An 18,391-nucleotide genomic window follows, 5' to 3' on the forward strand; every position below is an offset into this window, starting at 1 on the left:
CACTCCTACGGACGGCACCCGGCTGCGAATCCCCTCGCCCGTCCGTCGGAAAGCATCCTGTACATGAGGTTCTTCTGCGAGATGACGCAGGCTCGCATCGGTCTGCAGCTCGGTGACGGCCGACCCCCGCGTTCCGAGAAGGACCGCGTGACGACATCCAGGGTGCACGGGCGGCGCCTGCGAACGGCCCCATTCCGCTTCGCCTCCATCTGCTCTAGGCTCCACGCAGGGAAGACGGCACTGCGACTGTGTCAGGTACCGGCACGTCTCCCCACCCAGGCTCCCAGCCCCCGAGTCGGAATATCGAGGCCCGGCCGGAGCCGCATCTCCGCAGTGCGCGGCTCCAGCCTCCGTCCTCCCGGCATTTTCCAGACGGGGTGTTCCCACCAGTCCCGCCGCCGCGGAGGACAACGCGCGAGGACACGGTGGAGGGGGGCTTCCCATCCTCGCGCCACGGACGGCCGCCGCCGCAGGGGCGGCGGCGGCCGTCCGGAACGCGAACCCCGGCGCAGGGATCGCGGTCGGTAGCGTGTCGACTGTGGCGCGGAGTGGGTCAGGACCCCAGACCGAGAAGAGGTCCGGAGTCGTCTGCAGGGGCAGCGCGAACACGGCGTCAGGACGGCCGAGCCATGGGTGAAGGCGTCCACGCAGGGCCCCCTCGCCCAGTGTGAGCTGGAGCTCTTCCAGTTGCTCTCTGATGTCGTCGGTGCTGCGCAACGGATGGCTCGCCGTGGTCCGGGACATCGCCGACAGCCCGGCCCCGCCGACCGGCAGCGCGGCCACGGCCGCGGTGCATACGTCCACCACACTCACCCGGGCACCTCGTCGGACCGCCTGCTCGGCCGCCAGCATCTGAATACGGGTCGACCGCCTGTCAGACCCCACCCGGGCCACCGCCTCCAGGCATCGTGACGACGGGAAATACCAGTGCGCGGAACGTGGTGGGGTCTGTGTTCAGCAACGCATGCCGCCGGGGTCTGGAACGTCTGCACAGCAGCGTAGTCCTCGCGCTGTGTGGTGGACGGTCCGAAGCTGTCCGAGGCATCGCAACGGCAGTCGGACAGAAAGCATTCCGTGTGTGGCCGGCAGGGGGCGCACCGGCGGACAGTCAGGGGCGAGTGCGCACCGAGGTTGGCCAGGCAGTGGGTCCCTGTGGCGTCGGCCCCTGTCTTCAGTGGTGCGGTTGTCGGCTCACTCCAGGACCACGAGGTGGTCGGCGGCGCCGCCTCGCCATTCGATCAGGAAGAGGGTCGCGTCGTCGGTGGTGCGGCCGCCCCGTTGCTGCTTCAGGGCGTGGGAGAGTGAGCGCACCACCGCTCGTACCCCCTTCTCTGTGTGTTCGATGCGGTTGACCCAGTGGATGAGTTGTTCTTCGCCGAATTGTTCTTCGCCGGCTTCGTGCTCCTCGATCAGGCCGTCGGTGAAGCACAGCACTCGGTCGCCGGGTTGGAGCAACTGCCGGCTGATCTGGGGCTCTTCACCGCCGAAGCCGACCGGCAAGGTGGTCGGGCCTGCCAGTTGCCGGACGACCTGGTGGTTGCGGATCAACAGCGGTACGGGGTGGCCCGCGTTGACCCACTGCAGATGGCCCGTTGCGATGTTCAGACGCATCATCTGCGCGGTGACGAAGTGGTCGGGCCCGAACTGCTCGGCGATGGCCCGGTCCATGAACGTGTAGATCTCGGACAGGCCGATGTCGGCACGTCTGGCGTGGCGGTAGGCCCCGACGGCGACGGTCGCCATCGTGGCGGCGTCCAGGCCATGGCCCATCGCATCGACCATGGCCACGTGCAGGATGTCCTCGTTGAGGGCGTAGTCGAAGCTGTCGCCTGCGACGCTGTAGGCAGGCTCCAGGATTCCGGCCACCGCGACCTGCGGGACGGACATCGCCAGCGGCGGCAGCAGGGACCACTGGATCTCCGCGGCCACGCTCATCGGTTCGCGGCGCCGGGCAAGGAAGAACTGGTCGGTGTAGCTGTGCTTGGTGACCAGTATGTCGGCGACCAGACCGGCGAGTCTGCGCAGCAGCCGCCGGTCGTTGTCATCGAGGGCGTCGAGGGTGAGGGCCATCACGCCCACCTGGTCGCTGCCGTCCAGCAACGGTAGGTACATCCGGACGCCGTCGGACTGCGGCACCTCGGCAGGGGTCGCGTGCAGGAAGGCCGTGCCGGCGGGAGAGCCATCGATCGGCTCAGGCTCGCCGACCATCAGTCGCCGACCCGGCAGCGGCACCAGCACCTGCTGGCCGTAGTCCTGCAGCAGGATCGAGACGTCGCGGCCACCGACCCTGGCCACCTCTTCCGCGATCAGCGGTGCGATCAGCTGCGGCGGCATCTCGTGTGCCCGGTCCAACAGCACCCCCAGCAGCCGCTCACCGAACCCTTCCGACCGGTCCAGCATGCCCTTGTCAGGCTGCCGCTCACCTTCCGCCATAGCCGCACCCCTGCGCCGGCGTCGTCGAAGCTTCGGCAGCCGTGTCCATGCTCACCTCGTACAGCGAGTCCAGTGCCCGCACCGACATGCGCGGTCCGTCTTGCGGTCACGGCGGATGCGCTCGACCCGCTCACGTGATCTGTACACACGGACTCCTGACACGACCGCGATCAACCCGCACAGAGTGACGCGACCTGCCACGCCGAACAGCCCATTACGCCAGACGCGGCATGTCACACACGGTCGGAACAGATGGCTCTCCGGCCCGTTGTGCACCACATCTCTCCCGGAGCCGTCACAGGAGCAGAAGATCGGAGCCGGTGTCCGCGAGGAGCCGTGCGGTCTGCGGGGACGGGTGGTGCAGCCGCAGGCACGCGTGGGTCTCGGCGGCATGCCGCGACGCGTCGAGGAAGACCCGCCGGCCGCTGCTGTCGCAGAGGCCGACGGTGGTCAGATCGACGTCAATGGTGGTGATGCCGTCACTCAGGCACCGCTCCAGAACAGCGCGCACCTGGGGCGCGGTAGCCGGGTCGATCTCGCCGGCCAGGGTGATCAGTGCTCGCCTGCCCCGGTCGTGCCGGTAGATGTTCAGCTGCGGAAGAGTCATGATGCCTCGGTTCATGGGCCCCCGGCCGCTCCCCGCACAGTCGATGGCCCGGTGACGGAAAGCGGCTGGTCACCTGTGGTGAGTGGTACGGCTGCGGCGGCGGCGCGGCGGGAAGCGGCCGCGGCCTCCGTCGCGGTGGTCACGTCGTTCGCCGGCGGTCGGTGACTCGGATCGGTCCGGTTCCACCGAGGGCTGCGGCGTGACGCGTCCGCGGCGGCCGGGCAGGGCGGCGGTGTACCGGTGCACGGCGATCCTGTCGGCGTGTTGGAGGTTGAGCCGGTGGATCACGTATGCCGCCGCTGCGATGAGGACGATGAAGGCGGCGGCTGTAAGGAAGGTGTTCATGGCGGCCGCCTCACTTACCGACGATCAGGTGACTGGCCGTACCGGGCGCGCCGGGCTGCTCCGGGACGACCGTGGACACCGCGGAGGCGCCGCCCTCGTACTCCCATGTCTCGTCCGGTTCCAGTGGCTCGTCGGTCGCGGCGACGCCGTGCCGGGCCTTGTCCGCGGCGATGAGCGCGCTCGCAGTGAGGGGCGGGCCGTCGTGGTCGGACGCGGCGGCCATCAGCCGGGCCGCCGACTCCGCCCCGGTCTCGGGCGGGATGATCAGCAGGTCCCAGCGTCCGGTGCGGTAGGAGAGCAGCAGCAGCTTGTGCGGGTCGATTTCCGGGGTGAACCAGCCGACCTTGACGATGTGGCCGCCCACGGGAACCTGGCGTGGGATGACCGGCCAGTACATCGGATTGACGGCGATGCGGGTGATGCGGCCCCCCAAGGGGTCCAACACGTCGGTCAGCGCGGGCAGTTCGCTCAGCAGATCCCGGGAGCGGGGCCACCAGGCACCGTCCAGGAGTCCGCGCGAGGTGTCGTCGGTCTTCAATGCGAGACGCGCGGCCGGGGCTGCGACGGGCTCGGGGTGCAGGGTGGGGTGCAAGGTCGCCGACATGATGCGGACCCGTCTCCGGGCAGCCTCAGCGGCGGCCCGGGTTTCATCTTTCGCCGAGAACGACCCGGCGTGGAAGCCGGTGTGCGAATTGCCCTCAGTACCGTCCACACTACTCCGCGCTCCGTCGCAGCGCGGACCTGCGGCGGCCTAGAGCTGGAGCAGTCGCTGGGTGATCTCGGTACTGCCTCAGCGCTTGCCGGAGTTCGTCGGACTGTGCGTCGGGGTCCCGGTCCTGGCGGCCGGCGCGAAGAGGACGCCGCTGTTCCGCGAGGGCGTTCACGAGCAGTGCGGTGGCTTCGTCGTAGGCGCTGGACGATCTTGTCTTCTTCGTTCGACGGGAGCAGCAGCTTCGCGCCCGGGGTGCGGTCCGCGGGCTGCTGGGCGCGCGTCTGGTCGTACATCATCGGGGGCCGCTTCCGTTCCGCCGGAAGGCTTCCGTGATCCTTCCCTTCATCGTCTGTGCCTGACGGTCTGTGAAACGGTCAGGGCCGGCCTCGCTGTTGTCCGGTACGTGGGTTCCTGCGGGATCTGGGCGAGGCGGGTGGGCGGATTGCTTCGCCGTCTGTTCCGGGGTGGCATGGCCCTGCGCCGTGCGGCCAGCCCATGTCCGGCGGCCGTCCGTGTCAACGCGACGGCCATGCGATCCGGGCGGCCTCGTTACGGCCGGGCGGTGACGCGGATGGTCACATCGCCGCCGCCAGTCGGCCGGGCCGTCCGGTGCCCGCGTCGCACGACCAGGAGGTGCCGTCGGCCTGCTCCGCCGTCATGAGGGCGGTCGCGGTCAACTGCGGGCCGGTGCTCGCGCTCGCAGCGGCCATCAGCCGGGCGGCCGAGGGGGCACTGGTCTCCGGGGGAATCACCAGGAGGTCCCAGCGGCCCGCCGTGTAGGACAGCAGCAGGATCTTGTGCGGATCCAGCTCCGAGGTGAACCAACCGACCTTCACCACATGGCCGTTGACGAAGATCCTGGGCGGAATCACCGGCCAGTAGCGGGGGTTGACGGCGATACGAGTGATCCGGCCCCACAGCGGGTCCAGTACGTCGGCCAGCGCGGGGAGTTCGTGGCCCAGGTCCCGTGAGCGGGGCCACCAGGCTCCGTCCAGCTCAACCCGTTCCGGGGAGGGGCTCACAGGTTTGAGGGCGAGGCGTGTGGTCGGCGCCCTGAAGGGCACGGCGCGCAGCGCCGGATGGTCGGTGATCGCGGACATCATGCGAACCCGTCCCCGGACCTCTGCGCGTGGGCAGTTGACCGGTGTCGTTGCTCACCAGGAACGACACCGGGATCGGGGCCGGTGCGCGAAGTGCTCCCGATGACTTCACGCTACTCCCCGAAGAGGCCGAACGGACCGCTCCCGGAGATCGCCTCACTTCCGGCGGGCGTCCTCGGGGGAGGCGGCGACGATGCGTACGTCGGCGTGTCCGTCCGAGGGTGTTTCCTTGGGCTGCATGACAACCTCGTTGTTCCCCTTGGGTACGGATCCGCGGACCGGATCTTTCACTCTGGTCCGGCGTGACCCGCAGGTTCCGCGTGTGACCAGCGAGCTTTCCGGCTGCTGTGGGTCGAAGAGTACGTTGAAACGAGGAAGTCACTCCGTATCTCTCGCAGACAGGCGAGTGTCATGTCCGACTCCGGCTCCCCACGGGTGACCAGGCTCTTGCCGGACGCCGTCCACCAGGTGGTGAAACCCGGGACGGCTGTCGTACGGCTGGAGACCACGCACGACCGCCGGGGCGTTCTCGACGGGGCGTGGTGGCCGCGATCCCGTGACATTGCAGCCGAGCTTCCCGCCCTGATCTCCGCACTGACCGAGTACCTGGGGCCGGTCACGCGCGTCGGCCTGGACGTCGGAGCCTGGGACGCGCTGCCAACTCGACTGCTCGTCGACGACCGCGTCGTCCATATCGACTCCTTCCCGGTCGGCGACGACACCGTTCTCGTTACCCGGGGCGATCAGGACCACTTCTCCCTCCTCGTGGTCCCACCGCACGCGACGCCCGAGGCGGCACGCGCCGCGATGGCCGAGGCCGTCCGCTCCGACAACGTCACGCACGCCGAACAGATCCTCATCGACACCGGTACCGGCCGGGCGGCGCCGGGGGTGTGACGGCGGTCAGCCGCGGTGGTCGCCGGTCCGGTCCGGGGCCGGTGGCGGGATTGCGTCGGTGTCGAAGGCGCCCGAGATGATCCGCGTGGCCAGGTCCGACAGACGCAAGTGACGGGCGCGGGCGTACGACCGGAACGCGGCGAAGGCGTCGTCGACGGAGGTGTTCCAACGCTCCGCCAGGACCCCCTTGACCTGCTCGATCAGGACGCGACTGGTCAGCGCGGTCTCCATCTGGCTGTTCTCGACGTGCGACTGCTCCAGGGTGCGCTGCTGCAGGATCGAGATCGTGGCCACGTCGGCGAGTGCTTGGGCAAGCACTATGTCGTCGTCGCCGAGGCGCTGCGGTGTGGCCTGGAACAGGTTGAGCGCGCCGACGACCCGGCTGCGCAGGCGCAGCGGGATGGCGTGCGTGCTCACATACCCCGTCTCGCGAGCTCGTGCGGCAAAGCGCGGCCAGCCGACGGTGACTTCCGCCCGCGCCAGGCTGATGTTGGTCCGGGCGGTGCCGGTGCGGTAGCACTCCACGCACGGGCCCTGGTCGTGCTGGAGCGCGAACAGCTCCAGCAGGCGGGTGTGCTCGTCGGAGGCGGCGATGATCTGCAGTTCGCCCTGCGAGTCCGCGAGCAGGATTCCGGCCGCCGACACGTCGAGCAGTTCTACACAGCGCGTGGACAGCCGCTGGAGCAGGTCGATGACGTCGAAGTCCTCGACGAGGGAGTCCGCGACCTCCACGAAGATCTCGGCCAGACGTCGTTCGCGGGCCATGCTGATCATCCCTTCCCGTCGTCGGGCGAATACGGCCCGCTCACATCATGGTTGAAGTCGTCGTCGAAGCGCAGCCTGCGGGCGACCACCTCCGCCGCAATCTTGCCGAGGGGGCGCTCGCTGCTGTACGCGTGGGCGCGCAGGTGCAGCAGGGCCTCCTCCATGGACACGTCCAGCTGGACGCTGATCATTCCCGTGGCCTGGTGCACGACCGCGCGGCGCAGCACCGAGGGAGGTTCCAGGGCCATGCCGAGCCCGGGAATGTCCGCGTCTCCGTCGCGTCGGTCGCCGTTCAGGAGAGCGCTGGTCAGCACGGCTGTCAGTGCGGTGGCGTCCGTGTACTGCTGCTGGCTCAACCGCCGCTCGCCGTCGCACAGCAGGGTCAGTACGCCGATCCGGATGGCTCCAATGCCCAGCGGGAAGCAGCACACACCGTGTACGCCCAGCTCGCGCGCGGCCGGCAGTAGCGCGGGCCACCGCTCGGGGCGCACCCGGTCCAGGTCCGGCTCGACGACGGGTGAGCCGACGCGGACCGCGTCCGGCCCCGGCCCTTCGCCCAGCGTGAATTGGAGTTCCTCGAACCGCGCGCTCAGCTCGGGATGGCACCACAGCGGCTCGGCCGACCGCTTGGCACCGACCAGCAGTGACAGCGTGACCCCCTCGGCGCCCAACGCCCGCGCACACGCCTGCGCCGGGTCGTCGGCCTCGCCCCGGTGCAGCGACCGCAGGACCTCGGCCATGCCGTCGCTGATCACCGTTCTCCGCTCCCTGGCGGCCGGGGCGCAAATTCACGTGGCATATACCCCCCAACGGGGTGAGACGCCGTCCGACTTGCGCCGTACATTACGTGGCCCGGTCTGCCGCCGCGCGGTCGGCGGGTATGCCGTTCCAGGCGTCCTGAGGGCTCGCGTACCGCGGGAAACGCTCCTGCAGACCGCCCGCCCGGAACACGAGACTTGCGCCTGGCCGGTCGTGCACGACCCGCACCCATCCGAGCCGCTCATGACAGTCCTCCCACGCCGCGCACAGCGGGTCCAGGACGCTGCCGTCCATGAACGTCACGCCGAGCAGGTCGACTATGAGGAACAGCCGCCCGCTGCCGTGCCGGGCGTCCTCCAGATCACGAGCGAAGGCGGGCGCGGTCGTCACGTCCAACTCGCCGCCGGCCGTGACCACACGCAACTCGTCGAACAGTTCGGGATGCGGGCCCATGCGCCCCATCTCCTCCGTCACTGGGGTGGCTTTCGCCTTGCGCAGGGCCTCTGTTGCGCGGAACTGGACAGCACGGAGAGGGCCGGGGTCACGGGCGGGCCGTATGACGAGCGTACTGGCGCGAGGGGACCGGCCGGTCGCCCTTTCTCCAGGTATCCACGAGAGTGGTCGAAAGTGTCGTCCCTGGTCGGTTCCTGACGGGATCGAGGGCGAAGGTGCAAGAGGGTGGTGCGGCCCAGGTCGGCGCCCGGGAGCCGGATTCCGAACTCGGCTCCCAGATGGCTCCCAACACGGCCCCCACAATGCTCGGTGACCGGCAGGTCGCGCCGCCACCGGGCGAACGCGGGCTGGAGGTGGTTGGGCGGGTAGTGCACGCCGACTCCGATACCCCGAGCGGTCAGGGCAGCGTGCACCTTGTCGCGCTGCGGTACGCGGACGACGCAGTTGAACGGCACCGTGATGTCGATGTCGATGTCGATGTCGATGTCGACCACGTCCACGCCGATGTCCGCACACGTCAGGTTCTTGATCGGGCCGAAGCTGAAGGTCAGGTCGTCGGCCCGTGGGCCCAGAATTCGCGACCAAATTGGACTAGACAACAAACAAACCCCAGGCCATCGACCTGGGGTTTCATCATGGAGCGGGTGACGAGAATCGAACTCGCGCTCTCAGCTTGGGAAGCTGATGTTCTACCATTAAACTACACCCGCGTAAGACGCCGGTCGGGACCGGTGTCGGAACGCGTGGTCACTTTACCTCATGTCGGGCCCCCGGTGCTGAAGCCGTGGGGCCCGAGGGTGTTTTTGAGGGGGCGATGGGGCTGCGGGGGGCGGGAGTTGGGGCGTACGGTGGAGGGGTGGCGCCGGGTCTGGGTGGGGTCGGAGTGCCCCCTGGATGGCCGTCCCTTTCATCCCGTAATGTGGCCTTTCGTCGTCCGGCGGGCAGCAGTCGGACGCGGCTCTGGGGAAGGGACTCTAGGACTTGATGGAGCGCACCGTCGTCCGTTGTGCCGATGGGCACGTGTTCAGCACCGGATCGTTCCCGATGCAGCAGGCCGACCGCCTCGGACCCGGACGGCTCGTCCGATGTCCGCGGTGTGCCCGGCTCCGCAGCGTCGTGCCGGTGACTCTTGAGAAGCGGTAACTCGCGGTAAGCAGTAAGCAGTAAGCGATAAAGCAGTAAGCAGTACGCCAGCGCGCGCGGAGTTCGCCGATTGTGGTGGCTCCGCGCGCCTTGCGTATCCTCGGGACGTGCTTCTCTCAGACAAGGACATCCGGGCCGAGATCGACGCCGGACGGGTACGGATCGATCCCTATGACCAGACCATGGTGCAGCCGTCCAGCGTCGATGTGCGGCTGGACCGGTACTTCCGGGTGTTCGAGAATCACCGGTACCCCCACATCGACCCCTCCGTCGAGCAGGCCGATCTGACGCGGCTGGTGGAGCCGGAGGGGGACGAGCCGTTCATCCTGCATCCCGGGGAGTTCGTGCTCGCCTCCACGTACGAGGTCATCACCCTGCCCGATGATCTGGCCTCCCGGCTCGAGGGCAAGTCGTCCCTCGGGCGGCTCGGGCTCGTCACCCACTCCACCGCCGGGTTCATCGACCCGGGGTTCAGCGGGCACGTCACCCTGGAGCTGTCCAACCTCGCCACGCTCCCCATCAAGCTCTGGCCCGGCATGAAGATCGGCCAGCTGTGCATGTTCCGGCTCAGTTCGCCCGCCGAGTTCCCGTACGGCAGCGAGCGGTACGGGTCGAGGTACCAGGGGCAGCGCGGGCCCACCGCCTCGCGGTCCTTCCTCAACTTCCACCGGACACAGGTGTGATGGCGGCATGGACGGCGGCGGCATGAGCGGCATAGGCATACGGGAGAACCTGACCTACGAGGCGTTCGGCACCGCCGTGCGCGAACTCGCGCAGGCCATCGCCGACGACGGGTACGAGCCCGACATCGTCCTCAGCATCGCCCGCGGCGGCGTCTTCGTGGCGGGCGGCCTCGCCTACGCCCTCGACTGCAAGAACCTCCACCTGGTGAACGTCGAGTTCTATACGGGCGTGGGCACCACCCTCGACATGCCCGTCATGCTCGCTCCCGTTCCCAACGCGATCGACTTCACCGACAAGAAGGTCCTGATCGCCGACGACGTCGCCGACACCGGCAAGACCCTCAAGCTCGTCCGCGACTTCTGCGTCGACCATGTCGCCGAGGTGCGGTCCGCCGTGATCTATGAGAAGTCCCACTCCCTCGTGAAGTGCGAGTACGTGTGGAAGCGCACCGACGAGTGGATCAACTTCCCGTGGAGCGTGCTGCCGCCCGTGCATCGGTCGGGGGAAGCGGTCAAGGCGAACAAGGAAGCGCTCTGAGCTGCGCGGACTGGATGTACGTACAGTAAAAATGTGGTGGAGCGTTGGCCAACGCCGTACGCTCCGCTCTGATCGATCCGATCCATCTGATCAAGTACGAAATCCCGTGGGGGGACATTCATGCGCGCACTCACGCGCCTTGCCCTGCTCGGCACCAGCGTCGCGCTGGTCGCCGGTGCGGCCGGTGGCACCGCTGCTCAGGCGGCGGACGGCGGCTCGGGCAACATCACGATCGACAAGGTCGTCGTCAACGGCGGCAAGCCGGTCGTGGTCGGTACCACCAACGTCGTGTCCGCCAAGGTCTCGGTGACCGCGTCGGACGACTCGGGCATCGAGGAGACGACGTACATCAGCGCCTTCGGTCCGAGGCCGAACTACGACCAGATCTGGTACGAGGACGGCGAGATCACCTGCGTCAAGGTGAGCGCCACCACCTCGACCTGCACGGGCACGCTGACGTTCGACCCGCAGGGTGGCTCCGCCATCAACGGCAACAACGCGGCGGCCACCTGGCGGCTCAGCACGCTGGTCTCCGCCCAGGACAACGACTACATCCACCGGGACGCGGCCACCACGTTCAAGGTGCAGCGCAACTCGAAGCTGACGGTCAACGCCTCGCCGGAGCCGGTGAAGAAGGGCAAGGCGATCACGGTCACCGGCAAGCTCTCCCGGGCCAACTGGGAGGACAGCCTGTACCACGGCTACACGAACCAGCCGGTGAAGCTGCAGTTCCGCAAGAAGGGCAGCAGCACCTACACCACGGTGAAGACGATCAAGTCCAACTCGACGGGCAACCTCAAGACGACCGTCACCGCCTCCACCGACGGCTACTTCCGCTACAGCTTCGCGGGTACGGCGACGACTCCGGCGGTCAGCGCGGCCGGTGACTTCGTGGACGTCCAGTAGCCGACGTGCAGTAGTCCACGTCAGCAGCCGAGCGCCCCGTGCCGCGATGAGTTCCGGCCGGGGCGCGAGTCTGTTCTGGTGACCCTGAGAAGGCGCATACGCGCGAGGGGGACGCGATCGCCGCGGCCCGTCGCCGGCTGCCGATGGTGGAGTGCGACGGGACCGTCGAGGTCGTCGGGCCGGACGGGCCGGTCCCGTTCCTGGACCTGTTCGAGGGCCGCGACGAACTCGTGGTCTACAAGCACATGTGGTACGACGGCGCACCGCACCAGGGGCAGTGCGAGGGCTGCACAACCACGGCCTGGCACCTGAAGGACGCCGTCTACCTCAACGCCCGCGGTGTCTCGTTCGCCATCGTGACCACGGGTCGCGGCAACGAGCGGGTCAACGGCTCCCTCGGCCTGCTCGACATGACGCCCTACGGCCGCGGCGAGGTGTGGGAGGACCACCCCGAGGGCCGGCCCGAGGGCCGCAGCGCGTGCTGGTCCTGGCGCACGGACGCGGACGGCAACGCCACCTGGGGTCCGACCAGCCGCCCCGTGCCGCAGTGGACCCGCCCCGGCGCGACCCCCGTGGAGACCCTGGGCCGGCACGGTCACCACCACTGACGCGCAGGTGCCGACCACGAGAAGGGCTCCAAGAACTAGAACGTACCCAGCTTCACGATCGACAGGATCGCGATCAGCTGGATCGCGGACGCACCGAGCGCCTTGGGCCACGGGAGGTCGTGCGAGCGCCTGACCATGACGGTGAGGAGGGCGCCGGCCGCCACCCAGGTGGCCCAGCCGAGGAGCTGGACGAAGGGGGCGTCGCCGCCGAGGAACATGGCGACGACGAGGCGGGGCGCGTCGGTGATGGACATGATCAGCATGGAGAGGCCGACCGTGGGCTGCCAGGCGCCGTCGCCGCCGAGCTGGCGGGCCAGGGTGTGGGTGACCACGCCCAGGACGAAGGCGGACAGGGCCATCGCCACCGCGGTGGTCAGGACGATCGGGACCGCGTTCGAGAGGGTCGCGTTGATCGCTTCCTCGCGGGCGCCGTCGAAGCCGAAGACCGCCAGCAGGCCGTAGAGGAAGGTCACGATGAGGGCGGGGCCCCACATCGTGTAGTCGCGCATCTGGAGGAAGGTCTGGTTGGGGGCCACGACTATGCCCCTCAGCAGCGCCTTCCAGTGCAGCCGCGGGCCGATGGGGGCGGCCGGCGCGGTCGAGCCCGCGTGGTACGTCCCGCCCTGGTTGTACGGCTCCTCGCCGACCGAGAACGCCTGGGTGTGACCGGGGTTGTTGGCCGCGTACGGGTCCGGGCCGGGGTGCGGTGCGTACCCGCCGCCGTCGCCGAAGTACTCCGGCTCGTCGTAGCCCCCCGCGCCGCCCCGGCCGCCATGGCCCTGGCCGCCGTAGCCACCGCCCTGGCCGCCGTTGCCCTGCGGCCACTGCTGCTGCGGGGCGTACGGCTGCTGCGGCGCCGTGGGATTGCCGTACGGCGGACCCTGCGGGGCCTGTCCGTACGGAGGTTGTTGCGGTCGCGCGTGAGGAGCGCCGTTGCTTCGGCCGCGTCCGATCCTGAATCCAGCCACGTCTTCGAACGTACCTGGTTCCTGGGAGTCCCGTGCCGGGCCCGGGGTTTCGGGCCCGGCTTTGCGGCCGAGCTGTGACATCCCCTAAGGGACAGATGGTGCTGTTCTCGGTGGTCGGTCAGGGTGTCGCCCTAGGGACGTGCCCGGGCCGAAGGACTTCGCGCCGGTGGTGCTGATGCCGCTCGGCGTCGCCCGGGGCGGTGGCGTCAGTGACCCAGCGTCGATCCGTAGCCCGGGGTGCCCGAAGTCGAGACGCCCGTGGCAGTGGGGCCGAAGCTCACCGCGCCGGACGTCGTCGGTCCGGCGGTGGTCCCGCGCAGCGACCACACCGCGCCGTCGCCCGAGTTCTCGCCCGGCGCGGACACGGAGAGCTCGGCGCGGCGGTCGCCGGAGTGGTCCAGCAGGGTCGTGCGGCCGCCGAAGCGGTCGTTCTTCTCGTCGGCGCCGGGGACGCCCGCCGTGTTCTGCGTGTACGACGTGGCGCGGCTGGTGGTCAGACCGGAGGCCGAGCCGTACAGGACGGTCACCGAGCCGGTGGTCGCGGCGGCGCCGGTGGCTTCGCCGGACGCGCCGATCGCCAGGTCCGCGTACCCGTCGCCGTTGATGTCGCCGAGACTGACGCCGGAGCCGAACGCGTCGGCGGTCTCGGCGGTGCCGGGGACGCCCGCGGTGGCCTGGGTCAGGACGAGCGGGGCGCGGTTGGTGTCGCGGCCGTCGGGGCCGCCGTAGACGACCGTGACCTTGCCGCCCTTGGCGCCCGCGGGGTCGCCAGAGGTCTCGCGGTGGTTGCCGACGGCCATGTCCGCATAGCCGTCACGGTCGATGTCGCCGACCGCGGAGACGTAGCCGGCGGGCAGGTCCACCAGCCAGTCGTTGAAGTTGCCGATGCTGCCGTCCACCAGGGTGGTGACCGCGTCGTCGGTACCGTCGAGGCGGCCGTGCACGACGAGTTGGGCGAACCCTCGGCCCATGACGTCGCCGGTGGAGAGGTGTTCGATGCCGTACGAGGCGTCGAGCGGGTGGGAGCCGTGCGCGAAGGATCCGCCGTTGCCGCCGCCGAAGTCGCCGGTCTTGGTGAAGGGGCCGGAGACGAAGTTGAGTTCGAAGCGGCCGGTCGAGCCGGTCGCGATCTCGGGCATGCCGTCGCCGGTGAAGTCGCCCGCGGCCACCGCCTTGCCATAGCGGTCGTTCTCGCGCTCGTTGTGGTTGACGAGCGTACGGCCGCCGGACAGACCGGACCTGGAACCCCAGACGATGACGATGGTGCCGTTGTTGGTGTCTGAGTCGTCCTCACCGGGGGCACCGACGACCAGGTCGGCGTAGCCGTCACGGTTCAGGTCGGCGGAGGCGACGGAGGAGCCGAAGGCGTCGTCGGTGCCGGCGGTGCCGGGGATGGCCGCCGTGTTCTGGGTGATCAGCTTGTACGAGGACGGCTTGAGGCCGCTGGAGCTGCCGTACACGACGGACACCGCTCCCGCCCGCGCCTTGCCGGCGACGGTGGCGCCGGGCGCACCGATCGCGAGGTCGCGTCGGCCGTCGCCGTTGAAGTCGTACGGGGCGGCGGGCGTGGCCGCGTGCGCCGCGGGGGCGCTGAGTGCGAGCGGGGTGAGGGTGGCGGCGAGGAGTGCGGCGGCGGCGCGGAAGCGCATGGAGCTCCTTGGTCCGTGCGGGAGTCGACGGGTCGTCACTGGGCCATCACCCAGCCGAAGTCGGCGTTGCCCTTGAGGGAGACGGCGGGGGCGGTGAAGGACTTGGCGCCGGTGGTGGTCAGGCCGGAGGCGCTGCCGCGCAGCACGGTGATCGCGCCGTGGCCGTTCTCGTAGCCGATGCCGGCGACCAGGTCGGCCTTGCCGTTCTTGTCGAGGTCGATCAGCCGGACGGACTGGCCGAAGGCGTCGTTGGTCTCGTTGCTGCCGGGGACGCCCGGCGTGTTCTGCGTGTACGACTTGGCGCCCGAGCCCTTCAGTCCGGTGGCCGAGCCGAGCAGGACCGTCACCGAACCGGAGTCCCTGGCCGTGCCGTTGTCCTCGCCGGGCGCACCGACCGCGACGTCGGCGTACTTGTCGCCGTTGATGTCGCCGACGCTCACCGCCGCGCCGAACACGTCGTCGCTCTCGCCCGCACCGGGCACGCCGGCCGTGTCCTGGTGGATGACGGTCGGCTTCTGCGCCGGGTTGGGGCCGGTCGCGCTGCCGTACCAGACGGTGATCTGGCCGCCCTTGTGGCCGCCGGGCTTGCCGCTGCGGGGGTCTTGGGAGTCGGCGAGGACGAGATCGCCGTAGCCGTCGCCGTTGATGTCGCCGACCGTGCCCAGGGAGCCGTCGGCCTTGGGCAGCATGGTCTCGGCGTAGTCCGACTCGGGGTGGGTCTCGCGGCCCGCGGGGTCGTGGCGGAAGTAGCCGATGACGCCGCCCTGGTCGGCGTCCGTGGCGTACGGGTACACGCGCTCGGCCGCCTTGCCGCCGTCGAGGTTGCCCGAGATGACGTCGTACGTCGAGCCGAGTTCGTTGACGCCGGTCTCGCTCACCGGCTTACCGGTGCGGGCGAAGGGGCCCTTGTACAGGCCGGTGTAGCTCTGGCCGGTGATCGTGACGTCGGTCTTGCCGTCGCCGTCGAAGTCGCCGGTCGCGACGCCGGAGGAGTGGCCGCCCCACTCGGAGAGGTACGACGGCTGCGGCAGCGCCGAGCCGCCGGTCAGGCCGGACCTGCCGCCCCAGATGACGGTGGCGGTGCCGACGCCGTCGCGGTCGCCGATGCTCTCGTACTGGGAGCCGACGACAAGGTCCGCGTAGCCGTCGGCGTTCAGGTCACCGGCGGCGAGACTGCTGCCGAAGCGGTCGTCGGTCTCGGCGGTGCCGGGCACGCCGGTGGAGTTCTGCGTGATCACGGTCTTCTTGGCGGCGGAGACGCCGGAGGACGAGCCGTACATGACAACCACGGCACCGGCGTAATCCACGGAGCCGACAGCGGCGCTCATCGCGCCGATGGCGACGTCGCGGTATCCGTCACCGTTGAAGTCACTGGCGAGCCCGGACGGCGCGGCCGAGGCGGTACCGGGCAGGGCGGTGAGCAGGCCGCTGGTGAGGGTGGCGGCCAGCAGAAGGGTGCGCTTGCGCAAGGCGGGTTTCTCCAGCGGCAGGCGGGGGATGCCACGCGGCATCCGCAGTCAATGGGGCGCGGACCCCTGCGCGCGTCACGTCCGGCGCGGAGGGTTCGGCGATCAGGAGACTCCTGCCGGGATGCAAGGGTTGTACGTGAGTTCGGTGAAAGCCCTGAGCCCGCTGTGGCGTTCAGAGGCCGAGGAACTCCGACGTGGAGAAGGTCACCACGGGTTCGGCCGCGACCAGATCGCTCTTCGTGCCCGGATGGACGGCGACCGTGTCCTTCGTCTCTCCCTGATACGTCCGTACGGCCAGGTCCGCGCGCCCGTCCCCGTCGAAGTCCGCGGCGGCCAGGACGCGGGTGGAGCGGCGGGCGGCGGGCTCGACGGTCACGGCCGGTGCCGTGGACAGTCCGGCCGTACGACCGCGGAACAGCTGTAGGCGCGAGCCGCCGCACACGGGCTGGTCCGGTTGCCGGCGCGGGCCCGGTCGGGGACTGTGAGGGTGACTGCCTTGCCGGTGAGGCCCTCGGGGGAGCCGAAGAGGAGCTGGAGGGGGCCGGGGGGCGGCCCTGGCCGTCGTAGGGCGGGTCGGTGGAGATCACCAGGTCGGTGTAGCTGTCCGCGTTGAGGTCGCAGGCCGCCTCCGCGTCGAAGAGGGCGGGGAGCTGGCCCTTGACGCGGGCCGCGTTGCGCGCCGGGCTCAGCAACTGCCGGGCGCCGGGGACGAGTCCGCGCGCCGAGCCGTAGCGGTGCCGGTGTGCTGGGCCGGCCCGCGGGCGGCGAGAGGGAGAAGCCAGGCGACCGTGACGGCCGCCACACACATCGTGCGGTTAAGAGGCGTGACGTGTTCAGACCAGTACGTCAGGCCCAGTACGTCACGACTGATACGGCTGCTGCTGCGGCTGCCCGTAAGCCTGACCGCCGCTCACCGCCTGCGCCTGCAGCTGTTCCGCCTGCTCGTTGGTGATCTTCTGCTCCGCACCGCAGAACGTGCACTGCGTCGCGTACTTCGTCGAGAACGGGAACAGCGGTACGAAGAACAGCGTGAACTTGGTGACGCGCTTGCGCAGCGTGTGCGCGGCGGGGTTGCCGCAGTGGCCGCACAGGAGGGTGAGTATCGCGAGTTGGTAGACGTAGCCCTTGGTGCCAAAGATGATCATCCCGCGGCCCTTTCGGATCGGTTGCTTCCCCCAGTGTGAAGGATGAGCCTCAGGAGCCGGCGGTGTGTTCGCCCACTCTGTCGTCGAGCAGCGCGGCCAGCTCCTCGTCGTACCGGCATGCCTCGCAGGCGCTCAGACGCACCCGGGCGTCCGGGTCGAGGGTCAGGGTGCGCAACGCTTCCCTGGCCTCCGCGGTGAGCGCGACGTCCTCATCGATCAGGCACCAGGGCACCTCCCGGCGCACCCGCGGGTCCGGGTGGCCGGCGTGGCGGAGGCCGATGGCCCGCTGGTCGGGGTGGCTGTACTGGGCGTACGTGTCCAGCACCCGCGCCAGCATCTCGCCGTCCGTCTCCGCCGCGGCCCAGTCGGCCAGGAACGCGCCCTCCTTCTTGTCGTAGTACGCGGCGGAGTTGGTGTGGTACCGGAGGAAGGACCTGTCGCGCAGGTAGTCCAGGACGAACCGGCGGTTCAGCGGGGAGGGGTGATGGCGGTGAGCCACCACCGCCGTCCAGGTCTCGAGGCTGCGCCGCTGGGCGAGGACGGAGCGGACCGCCCACCAGTCCACGTGCGCGGCGTCCTGTTCCCTCACCGCACGGGCGATCAGTTCGTCGACCGGCGGCAGGATCCGGAAGGCCCACTCCAGCGAGGACAGGACGGACCCGTGCCCGGCTCGTACGGTGCGTCCGCCGAGGGTGACCTCCCGGACCCAGTCATGGTCGTCGTCCAGGACCCGGGCGGTCTCGGCGGGTCCGCGGGCGCCGGTCAGCCTGCGCAGCTCCTCGGCCGCCCCGGTCTCGTACCAGCGCCTGGCGAGGGCCAGCAGCCGCTCCCGGGCGTCCTCGGGGAGGCGCAGCCGCGGCTCGGTGCCGAGGACGGCCGAGAAGACGGCCGGTGAGCCGCCTACGACGGCACGCTCCAGCGGGGTCGTCCCATCGGGGAGCGCCCGGTCGGGGTCCGCTCCGGCCTCGACGAGCGCCTCGGCGACGGGGGCGTCGTACGATGCCACCGCGGCGCACAGGACGGGCAGCCCGTCCGGGCCCACGGTGTCCGGGTCAGCGCCCGCTGCCAGCGACTCCCGTACGGCGTCGGCGTCCTTGGCCCGCACCGCGTCCACGAGCCGTCCGCTCCCGGTCTCTTCCCCACCCATGGGGAACAAGGTACGCAGGGCCGCCGCCCCCGCTCACCTGGTTTCCGCGACGACGACGCCCCCT

Annotated in this window: 21 protein-coding genes, 1 tRNA gene and 2 pseudogenes; 6 read left to right on the forward strand and 18 right to left on the reverse strand. The window is 69.9% G+C overall.

Annotated elements, in window-relative coordinates:
• Positions 1–706 precede the first annotated feature (706 nt).
• Complete coding sequence (locus tag KCH48_RS32765) at positions 707–856, forward strand: hypothetical protein (protein ID WP_210579770.1); 150 nt, start codon at positions 707–709, stop codon at positions 854–856.
• 335 nt (positions 857–1,191) lie between these two features.
• Here KCH48_RS32765 and KCH48_RS32770 read toward each other — a convergent pair whose 3' ends face one another.
• The 6 genes from KCH48_RS32770 to KCH48_RS43020 form a co-directional block, all read right to left on the reverse strand.
• Positions 1,192–2,433: a PP2C family protein-serine/threonine phosphatase gene (locus KCH48_RS32770; protein ID WP_210579772.1), complete on the reverse strand. Its 1,242-nt coding sequence runs from the start codon at positions 2,431–2,433 to the stop codon at positions 1,192–1,194.
• 295 nt (positions 2,434–2,728) lie between these two features.
• Positions 2,729–3,040 (reverse strand): STAS domain-containing protein, encoded by a 312-nt coding sequence (locus KCH48_RS32775; RefSeq protein ID WP_210579774.1) that lies wholly within the window; start codon positions 3,038–3,040, stop codon positions 2,729–2,731.
• A gap of 69 nt (positions 3,041–3,109) precedes the next feature.
• Positions 3,110–3,385, reverse strand: a complete 276-nt coding sequence (locus KCH48_RS32780) for a hypothetical protein (protein ID WP_210579776.1) — start codon at positions 3,383–3,385, stop codon at positions 3,110–3,112.
• 10 nt (positions 3,386–3,395) lie between these two features.
• Positions 3,396–4,097, reverse strand: coding sequence for a DUF5994 family protein (locus tag KCH48_RS32785; protein WP_210579778.1), 702 nt, complete (start codon positions 4,095–4,097; stop codon positions 3,396–3,398).
• A 575-nt stretch (positions 4,098–4,672) separates the two neighbouring features.
• A complete protein-coding gene (locus KCH48_RS32790; RefSeq protein ID WP_307841013.1) occupies positions 4,673–5,200 on the reverse strand; it encodes a DUF5994 family protein in 528 nt (175 codons plus the stop codon).
• A gap of 153 nt (positions 5,201–5,353) precedes the next feature.
• Positions 5,354–5,488: a hypothetical protein gene (locus KCH48_RS43020; RefSeq protein ID WP_282615210.1), complete on the reverse strand. Its 135-nt coding sequence runs from the start codon at positions 5,486–5,488 to the stop codon at positions 5,354–5,356.
• A 120-nt stretch (positions 5,489–5,608) separates the two neighbouring features.
• On the opposite strand from KCH48_RS43020, the gene KCH48_RS32795 reads away from it, so the two are divergent.
• On the forward strand, positions 5,609–6,094 hold the full coding sequence (locus KCH48_RS32795; RefSeq protein WP_210579780.1) for a DUF5994 family protein: 486 nt from the start codon (positions 5,609–5,611) through the stop codon (positions 6,092–6,094).
• A 6-nt stretch (positions 6,095–6,100) separates the two neighbouring features.
• Here KCH48_RS32795 and KCH48_RS32800 read toward each other — a convergent pair whose 3' ends face one another.
• The 5 genes from KCH48_RS32800 to KCH48_RS32820 form a co-directional block, all read right to left on the reverse strand.
• Positions 6,101–6,868, reverse strand: coding sequence for a GAF and ANTAR domain-containing protein (locus tag KCH48_RS32800; RefSeq protein WP_210579782.1), 768 nt, complete (start codon positions 6,866–6,868; stop codon positions 6,101–6,103).
• On the reverse strand, positions 6,865–7,614 hold the full coding sequence (locus KCH48_RS32805) for an ANTAR domain-containing protein (RefSeq protein ID WP_210579784.1): 750 nt from the start codon (positions 7,612–7,614) through the stop codon (positions 6,865–6,867). Before KCH48_RS32805 ends, KCH48_RS32800 begins: the two co-directional genes overlap by 4 nt.
• A gap of 88 nt (positions 7,615–7,702) precedes the next feature.
• A complete protein-coding gene (locus KCH48_RS32810; protein WP_210579786.1) occupies positions 7,703–8,071 on the reverse strand; it encodes an STAS domain-containing protein in 369 nt (122 codons plus the stop codon).
• A gap of 17 nt (positions 8,072–8,088) precedes the next feature.
• Entirely contained in the window at positions 8,089–8,670 is a 582-nt protein-coding gene (locus KCH48_RS32815; protein WP_246886222.1) for a hypothetical protein, read from the reverse strand.
• Positions 8,671–8,707: 37 nt separating this feature from the next.
• Positions 8,708–8,781 (reverse strand) — tRNA-Gly (locus KCH48_RS32820).
• Between the two features lie 540 nt (positions 8,782–9,321).
• Between KCH48_RS32820 and dcd the strand changes: the two genes are divergently transcribed.
• The 4 genes and pseudogenes from dcd to KCH48_RS32840 form a co-directional block, all read left to right on the forward strand.
• Entirely contained in the window at positions 9,322–9,897 is a 576-nt protein-coding gene (dcd, locus tag KCH48_RS32825; protein ID WP_210579796.1) for a dCTP deaminase, read from the forward strand.
• A gap of 22 nt (positions 9,898–9,919) precedes the next feature.
• Complete coding sequence (locus KCH48_RS32830; RefSeq protein ID WP_210579935.1) at positions 9,920–10,435, forward strand: phosphoribosyltransferase; 516 nt, start codon at positions 9,920–9,922, stop codon at positions 10,433–10,435.
• A 120-nt stretch (positions 10,436–10,555) separates the two neighbouring features.
• Entirely contained in the window at positions 10,556–11,341 is a 786-nt protein-coding gene (locus tag KCH48_RS32835; RefSeq protein ID WP_210579804.1) for a calcium-binding protein, read from the forward strand.
• An 86-nt stretch (positions 11,342–11,427) separates the two neighbouring features.
• A pseudogene (locus KCH48_RS32840) lies at positions 11,428–11,949 on the forward strand (DUF899 family protein); the annotation flags it as partial.
• A gap of 35 nt (positions 11,950–11,984) precedes the next feature.
• Here KCH48_RS32840 and KCH48_RS32845 read toward each other — a convergent pair.
• From KCH48_RS32845 to KCH48_RS32870, 7 genes and pseudogenes are all read right to left on the reverse strand, one after another.
• Positions 11,985–12,998, reverse strand: coding sequence for a Yip1 family protein (locus tag KCH48_RS32845; RefSeq protein ID WP_210579806.1), 1,014 nt, complete (start codon positions 12,996–12,998; stop codon positions 11,985–11,987).
• A 125-nt stretch (positions 12,999–13,123) separates the two neighbouring features.
• On the reverse strand, positions 13,124–14,566 hold the full coding sequence (locus KCH48_RS32850) for an FG-GAP-like repeat-containing protein (RefSeq protein WP_210579808.1): 1,443 nt from the start codon (positions 14,564–14,566) through the stop codon (positions 13,124–13,126).
• A gap of 35 nt (positions 14,567–14,601) precedes the next feature.
• Positions 14,602–16,077 carry an FG-GAP and VCBS repeat-containing protein gene (locus KCH48_RS32855; RefSeq protein ID WP_307841014.1) on the reverse strand — a complete coding sequence of 492 codons (1,476 nt, stop codon included), beginning with the start codon at positions 16,075–16,077 and terminating at the stop codon, positions 14,602–14,604.
• A 130-nt stretch (positions 16,078–16,207) separates the two neighbouring features.
• Positions 16,208–16,411 (reverse strand): FG-GAP repeat protein, encoded by a 204-nt coding sequence (locus KCH48_RS43265; RefSeq protein WP_307841015.1) that lies wholly within the window; start codon positions 16,409–16,411, stop codon positions 16,208–16,210.
• A gap of 60 nt (positions 16,412–16,471) precedes the next feature.
• Positions 16,472–16,766: pseudogene (locus KCH48_RS43520) on the reverse strand (VCBS repeat-containing protein); the annotation flags it as partial.
• Between the two features lie 129 nt (positions 16,767–16,895).
• Positions 16,896–17,180, reverse strand: coding sequence for a zinc-ribbon domain-containing protein (locus tag KCH48_RS32865; protein WP_210579810.1), 285 nt, complete (start codon positions 17,178–17,180; stop codon positions 16,896–16,898).
• A 49-nt stretch (positions 17,181–17,229) separates the two neighbouring features.
• A complete protein-coding gene (locus KCH48_RS32870) occupies positions 17,230–18,327 on the reverse strand; it encodes an ankyrin repeat domain-containing protein (RefSeq protein ID WP_210579812.1) in 1,098 nt (365 codons plus the stop codon).
• Positions 18,328–18,391 lie beyond the last annotated feature (64 nt).

Origin of the sequence: Streptomyces sp. GESEQ-4 (genome assembly GCF_017948455.1) — a bacterium.
In the GTDB taxonomy this organism is placed as follows: domain Bacteria; phylum Actinomycetota; class Actinomycetes; order Streptomycetales; family Streptomycetaceae; genus Streptomyces.